The sequence below is a fragment of the Sphingomonas sp. PAMC 26605 genome (genome assembly GCF_000241485.1).
Taxonomy (GTDB): domain Bacteria; phylum Pseudomonadota; class Alphaproteobacteria; order Sphingomonadales; family Sphingomonadaceae; genus Sphingomonas.
This window is the reverse complement of the sequence record NZ_JH584241.1, coordinates 829,669-836,411: the sequence shown is the minus strand read 5'-3', so window position 1 is coordinate 836,411 and position 6,743 is coordinate 829,669. Positions and strand designations below refer to the sequence as shown.

Sequence of the window (6,743 nt, the reverse complement as noted above, 5' to 3'; positions counted from 1 at the left end):
CGCTTCGCTCGCTTGCCCTCTCCCCGCAAGCGGGGAGAGGGATAAGAAGAATGCCGAACCTCAACACGATCCTCACCGCCAAGACCCCGCTCACGCTCGCCGGCGTACCGACCGGGTTCGAACCGTGGCTGCTCGCCGACCTCGCGCGCGCCGCCAAATCGCGCGCCGTGTTCGTCGCGCCCGACGAAGCCGCGATGCGCGCGATCGCCGCGACGGCGCAGACCTTCGCGCCCGAGCTCGAGATCCTGACCTTCCCGGCGTGGGACTGCCTCCCCTACGATCGCGCCTCCCCCACGCTACGGGTGATGGCCGAGCGCATGGCGACGCTCCACCGGCTGCAGCAGCCGGTAAAGGGCCCGCAGCTCCTGCTCACCACGGTCAACGCGGTCGCGCAGCGTACGCTGACGCCGTTCCGCATCCGCCAGCTCGTCGCCAAGCTCGCGCCCAAGGAGCGAATCGGCCGCGACAAGCTCGCCGCGCAGCTGCAGGCGAACGGCTATGTCCGCGTCGAGACTGTCGCCGATTCGGGCGAATTCGCGGTGCGTGGCGGGCTGGTCGATCTGTTCCCGAGCGGCGAGGAGCACGCGCTGCGGCTCGATTTCTTCGGCGACGAGATCGAGAGCGTGCGCACCTTCGACCCCGCCGACCAGCGCACCACGGGCCGCGTCGATGGCTTCATCCTGCTGCCCGCGTCGGAAACGCTGATCGACGAGGACAGCATCAAGCGCTTCCGCGCGCGCTACCGCGAGCGCTTCGGCGCGACCGCGACGGGGGATCCGCTCTACCAGGCGATCTCGGAAGGGCGTCGGCTCGCGGGGATGGAGCATTGGCTTCCCTTGTTCGAGGACAAGTTGACGACGCTGTTCGACCATCTCGGCGACGACGCGGTGATCCTGCGCGATGCAGGGTCGGTTGCGGCGGCCGAGCAGCGGTTCGAGGCGATCACCGATTACCACGCCAACCGGGTGAAGGCGCAGGTCAGCGATCCGGGGAGCTATCGCCCGCTGCCGGTTGATGCGCTGTACCTGACCGCCAAGGATTTCGCTGCACGGCTGGACGAGGCGCCAGCGCACCGCATCACCGCATTCCATGAACCCGAGAGCGGGAGCGTGCTCGACTTCGGCGTCGACGGTCCGCGCGATTTCGGGGCCGAGCGCGCGAATGGCGCGAACGTGTACGAGGCGGTGGTGCACCATCTGCGCACGCTCGAGCGCGATGGGCGAAAGGCGGTGCTGGCGAGCTATTCGGCGGGGGCGCGCGAGCGGCTGGCGGGGTTGCTGCGCGATCACGGCGCGACGAACCTCAAGCTGGTCGATACGTGGCAGGAAGCGCTCGGCGCTTCTTCTTCCCCCCTCCCGCCTGCGGGAGGGGCTGGGGGTGGGCGCGCGCTATCAAAGCCAGCTACCGCTGATAGCGCGAGCCCACCCCCAACCCCTCCCGCAAGCGGGAGGGGAGGAATTGGTGCCACCGTCGCGCTCATCATCCTGCCGCTCGACCACGGCTTCTCCTCCCCGCAGGTCGCGCTGCTCACCGAGCAGGACATGCTCGGCGACCGCCTCGTCCGCCGCGCCAAGCGCAAGAAATCCGCCGATGCCTTCCTCGCCGAGCTGGCGATGCTCACGCCCGGCGATCTCGTCGTCCATGCCGATCACGGCATCGGTCGCTACGAGGGCCTGACCTCGATTCCCGTCGGCCAGGCGCCGCACGACTGCGTCGCGCTCACCTACGCGGGCGGCGACAAGCTCTTCGTCCCCGTCGAGAACCTCGAAGTCCTCAGCCGCTACGGCTCGGACAGCGAAGGCGCGAGCCTCGACCGCCTCGGCGGCGAAGCGTGGCAGCGCCGCAAGTCGAAGATGAAGGAGCGGATCCGCGAGATCGCGGGCGAGCTCATCGCCACCGCCGCCGAGCGCGCGCTCCGCCCCGCCGAGACGATCGACCGCGACAGTGGTTATGCCGCCTTCGTCGACCGCTTCCCGTACGAGGAAACCGACGACCAGGACCGCGCGATCGAGGACGTGATGGGCGATCTGCTCAAGGGCACGCCGATGGACCGCCTTGTCGTCGGCGACGTCGGCTTCGGCAAGACCGAGGTGGCCTTGCGCGGTGCCTTCGCCGCGGCGATGGCGGGGCTGCAGGTCGCGGTGGTCTGCCCGACCACCCTCCTCGCCCGCCAGCATTTCAACAATTTCACCGCGCGCTTCGAGGGCTTCCCGCTCAACGTCGGCCGGCTGTCGCGGCTCGTCCCCGGCGCCGAGGCCAAGGCGACCAAGGCGGGCCTTGCCGACGGCACGCTCGACGTCGTGATCGGCACGCACGCGATCCTCGCCAAGGGGATCGAGTTCAAGCGGCTCGGTCTCGTCGTGGTCGACGAGGAGCAGCGCTTCGGCGTCACCCACAAGGAGCGCTTGAAGGGCCTCAAGACCGACGTCCACGTCCTCACGCTGACCGCCACGCCGATCCCGCGCACGCTGCAGATGGCGATGTCGGGCATCCGCGAGCTGTCGGTGATCCAGACCCCGCCGGTCGATCGCCTCGCGGTGCGGACCTACATCATGCCATGGGACCCGGTCGTGCTGCGCGAGGCGCTGCTGCGCGAACATTATCGCGGCGGACAGAGCTTCTTCGTCACGCCCCGCATCGCCGACCTGCCCGAGATCGAGGCGTTCATGCGCGATCATGTGCCCGAGGTGCGCTACGTCGTCGCGCACGGCCAGATGGCGCCGAGCGAGGTCGAGGAGCGCATGTCGGCCTTCTACGACAAGAAGTTCGAAGTGCTCATCTCGACCACGATCGTCGAGAGCGGGCTCGATATCCCGAGCGCCAACACGATGATCATCCATCGCGCCGACCGGTTCGGCCTCGCGCAGCTCTATCAGCTGCGCGGCCGCGTCGGGCGCGCCAAGACGCGCGCCTATGCCTATCTCACCACGCCCGAGAACCGCACGCTGAGCCAGACCGCCGAAAAGCGGCTCAAGGTGCTGAGCGATCTCGATACGCTCGGCGCGGGCTTCCAGCTCGCCAGCCACGATCTCGATCAGCGCGGCGCGGGCAATCTGCTCGGCGACGAGCAATCGGGGCACATCAAGGAGGTCGGCTTCGAACTCTACCAGTCGATGCTGGAAGAGGCGATCATGGACGCCAAGGCCGGTGGCCAGCGGCTGCGTCCGAAGGACTTCTCGCCGCAGATCACCGTCGACGCGCCGATCCTCATCCCCGAGGAATACGTCCCCGATCTCGACCTGCGCATGGGCCTGTACCGCCGCCTCAACGATCTCGAGGACCAGAACCAGGTCGAGGCGTTCGCCGCCGAGCTGATCGATCGTTTCGGCAAGCTCCCCGCGCCGACCGAGAACCTCATCCGCATCATCGAGATCAAGCTCAACGCCAAGAAGGCCTGTGTCGCCAAAATGGACGTCGGCCCCAAGGGCGCGCTCGTCACCTTCTTCGACGACAAGCCGCCGAACGTGGAAGGTCTGCTCGCCTGGGTCGCCAAGCTCGACGGCGTCGCCCGCCTGCGGCCCGACAGCAAGCTGGTGGTGACGCGGACGTGGGGCGACCCCAAGGCGCGGCTGCACGGCGCGCTGCAATTGTCGAAGGGGCTGGCGAAGGCCGCCGGGTAAGGCGACCGCAGGCGGCGCGACCGGCGATGATCCGCCGGCCGCCCGCCTTTACGGGCGGTCATCCCCGACCGCCCCGTCGCTCGCCTGAGCAGTCCCCGAGGGGGAGATCACCCCTTCTGCGCCAGCGCCGCCTGGGCCGCCGCGAGCCGCGCGATCGGCACGCGGTACGGCGAGGCGGAGACGTAGTCGAGCCCGGTCGTCTCGCAGAAGGCGATGCTCGCCGGATCGCCGCCATGCTCGCCGCAGATGCCGAGCTTGATGCCGGGACGCGCCGCCCTGCCCCGCTCGGCCGCCATGCCGATCAATTGCCCGACACCCTCGACGTCGAGCGACACGAATGGATCGCGCGCATAGATGCCGCGCTCGACATAGGTGGTGAGGAAGCGCGCGGCGTCGTCGCGGCTGACGCCGAGCGTGGTCTGCGTCAGATCGTTGGTGCCGAACGAGAAGAACTCGGCCGCCTCGGCGATCTCGCCCGCCATCAGGCAGGCGCGCGGCAGTTCGATCATCGTGCCGACGAGGTACTCGATGCGGCTGCCCCCATTTCCATATTTGGGGTCGGCGAACACCGCCTCGGCCGCCTTGTCGACCACGGCCTTCATCAGCTCGAGCTCGCGCGCGGTGCCGACGAGCGGGATCATCACCTCGGGGATCGGCGCGGCGCCCGATTTGACCGCCACCTCGATCGCCGCCTCGAAGATCGCGCGCGCCTGCATCTCGTAGATTTCGGGGTAGGTCACGCCGAGGCGGCAGCCGCGATGGCCGAGCATCGGGTTGAACTCGTGGAGCTCGGCCGCACGGCGCTTGAGCACGTCGATATCGATCCCGGCCGAGCGCGCGACTTCGGCGAACTCGGCCTCTTCGTGCGGCAGGAATTCGTGGAGCGGCGGGTCGAGCAGGCGGATCGTGACGGGCAGGCCCGCCATCACCTCGAAGAGTTGCACGAAGTCGGAGCGCTGTTCGGGCAGCAGTTTGTCGAGCGCGGCGCGGCGGCCGGCTTCGTCCTCGGCGAGGATCATCTGGCGGACGTCGGTGATGCGCTGCGCGTCGAAGAACATATGTTCGGTGCGGCACAGGCCGATGCCCTCGGCGCCGAACTCGCGCGCGACCTTGGCGTCCAGCGGGGTCTCGGCATTGGCGCGCACCTTGAGGCGGCGGACGCCATCGGCCCAGACCATCAACGCTGCGAAATCGCCTGACAGTTCGGGCTGCACGGTCGGCACCTCGCCCGCCATCACTTCGCCGGTGGTGCCGTCGATCGTGACCATGTCACCCTCGCGGATTTCACGCGTCCCCACGCGCATCACGCCGGCCTTGGCGTCGATCGAGATCGACCCTGCGCCCGACACGCACGGGCGCCCCATGCCGCGCGCGACAACCGCGGCGTGGCTGGTCATCCCGCCGCGGGCGGTGAGGATGCCGCGCGCAGCGTGCATGCCGTGAATGTCTTCGGGGCTGGTCTCGGTGCGGATCAGGATCACCGAGTCGCCGGCATTCGCGCGCTTCTCGGCGGTGTCGCTGTCGAACACCGCATGGCCCGAGGCGGCGCCGGGCGAGGCGGGCAGGCCCTTGGTGAGCACGTCGCGCGTCGCCTTGGGGTCGAGCGTCGGGTGGAGCAGCTGGTCGAGCGCGGCAGGGTCGATCCGCTGGACGGCTTCCTCGCGGGTGATGAGGCCCTCCTCGGCCATGTCGACCGCAATCTTGAGCGCGGCCTTGGCGGTGCGCTTGCCCGAGCGGGTCTGGAGCATCCAGAGCTTGCCCTGCTGCACGGTGAATTCGATGTCCTGCATGTCGCGGTAATGCGTCTCGAGCAGGTCGAACACCTTGGAGAGTTCGGCGAACACGACCGGCATCGCCTCTTCCATCGACAGCGGCTTGGCGCCCGCCGCCTCGCGCGCCGCGGTCGTGAGGTATTGCGGGGTGCGGATGCCGGCGACGACGTCTTCCCCTTGCGCGTTGATCAGGAACTCGCCGTAATAAGCGCGGTCGCCCTTGGCCGGGTCGCGCGTGAAGGCCACGCCGGTCGCCGAGGTGTCGCCCATGTTGCCGAACACCATCGCCTGGATGTTGACTGCGGTGCCCCACGATGCCGGGATGTCGTTGAGGCGACGATAGACCTTGGCACGCTCGGACTGCCACGATCCGAACACCGCGCCGACCGCGCCCCACAGCTGATCGTGGACGTCCTGCGGGAAGGGCTTGCCCCACTGCTGCTCGACCAGGCCTTTGTATTCGGCGACGAGTTCGCGCAGGTCGTCGGCGGTGAGATCGGTGTCGAGGAAATAGCCGCGGTCCTCCTTGGCGATCTCGAGCGCTTCCTCGAACGCGTCATGGTCGAGCTCGAGCACGACGTCGGCATACATCTGGATGAAGCGGCGATAGCTGTCCCACGCGAAGCGCGCGTCTCCGCTCGTGGCGGCGAGGCCCTCGACGGTCTGGTCGTTGAGGCCGAGGTTGAGGACGGTGTCCATCATCCCCGGCATCGAGGCGCGCGCGCCGCTCCGGACAGAGACGAGCAGCGGGTCGGCGGCATCACCGAAACGCTTGCCGGTGATGCCCTCGATATGCGCGATGCCGGTGGCGACCTCGTCGCGCAAGCCTTGCGGGAACTGGCCGCCTTCGTCGTAATAGACCGCGCAGAAATCGGTCGAGATCGTGAAGCCGGGCGGGACCGGCAGGCCGATCGACGCCATTTCCGCAAGGTTCGCGCCCTTGCCCCCCAGCAGGTTGCGATCGCCCTTGCCCCCGTCCGAAACGCCGCCGCCGAACCGATATACGTACGTCATCGAGTAATCCTACTTAGTGCCTGGTTTTTCGCTGGGGAGGCGTCGGCAAAAGTCGCGATACAGTCACACCATCGCGGGCCTAGCCCTCGATCTTCGAGAAGTCGGCGACATTGTGCACCGCAGCACGAACGCGATCAAGCAGCCCGAGCCGTGCCGTGCGCTTGGCGGGTTCGGGGTCGTTGACGATGACGCTTTCGAAGAACGCGTCGATCGGGGCGCGCAGCGTGGCGAGCGCGGCCATCGCGGCTTCGAAATCCTCGCGCGCGATCGCGGCGGCGGCGGCGGGCTCGGCTGCGTCGAGTGCGGTCGCAAGGGCCATTTCAGCGGGTTCCTTCTT

Annotated in this window: 3 protein-coding genes; 1 reads left to right on the top strand and 2 read right to left on the bottom strand. The window is 68.5% G+C overall.

Going from position 1 to position 6,743, the window contains the following annotated elements; genetic code table 11:
* The first annotated feature begins 50 nt into the window (after window positions 1–50).
* Window positions 51–3,620 (top strand): transcription-repair coupling factor, encoded by a 3,570-nt coding sequence (mfd, locus tag RH90_RS03720; RefSeq protein WP_010183967.1) that lies wholly within the window; start codon window positions 51–53, stop codon window positions 3,618–3,620.
* Window positions 3,621–3,727: 107 nt separating this feature from the next.
* Here mfd and ppdK read toward each other — a convergent pair whose 3' ends face one another.
* Window positions 3,728–6,406, bottom strand: a complete 2,679-nt coding sequence (gene ppdK / locus RH90_RS03715; RefSeq protein ID WP_010183966.1) for a pyruvate, phosphate dikinase — start codon at window positions 6,404–6,406, stop codon at window positions 3,728–3,730.
* A 79-nt stretch (window positions 6,407–6,485) separates the two neighbouring features.
* On the bottom strand, window positions 6,486–6,743 hold a 258-nt coding region (locus tag RH90_RS03710; RefSeq protein ID WP_010183965.1), incomplete at its 5' end, for a DALR anticodon-binding domain-containing protein.

Coding starts and splice junctions, on each gene's coding strand:
- ppdK (WP_010183966.1), bottom strand. CDS start 6,406: ATGACGTACGTATATCGGTTCGGCGGCGGCGTTTCGGACGGGGGCAAG.
- mfd (WP_010183967.1), top strand. CDS start 51: ATGCCGAACCTCAACACGATCCTCACCGCCAAGACCCCGCTCACGCTC.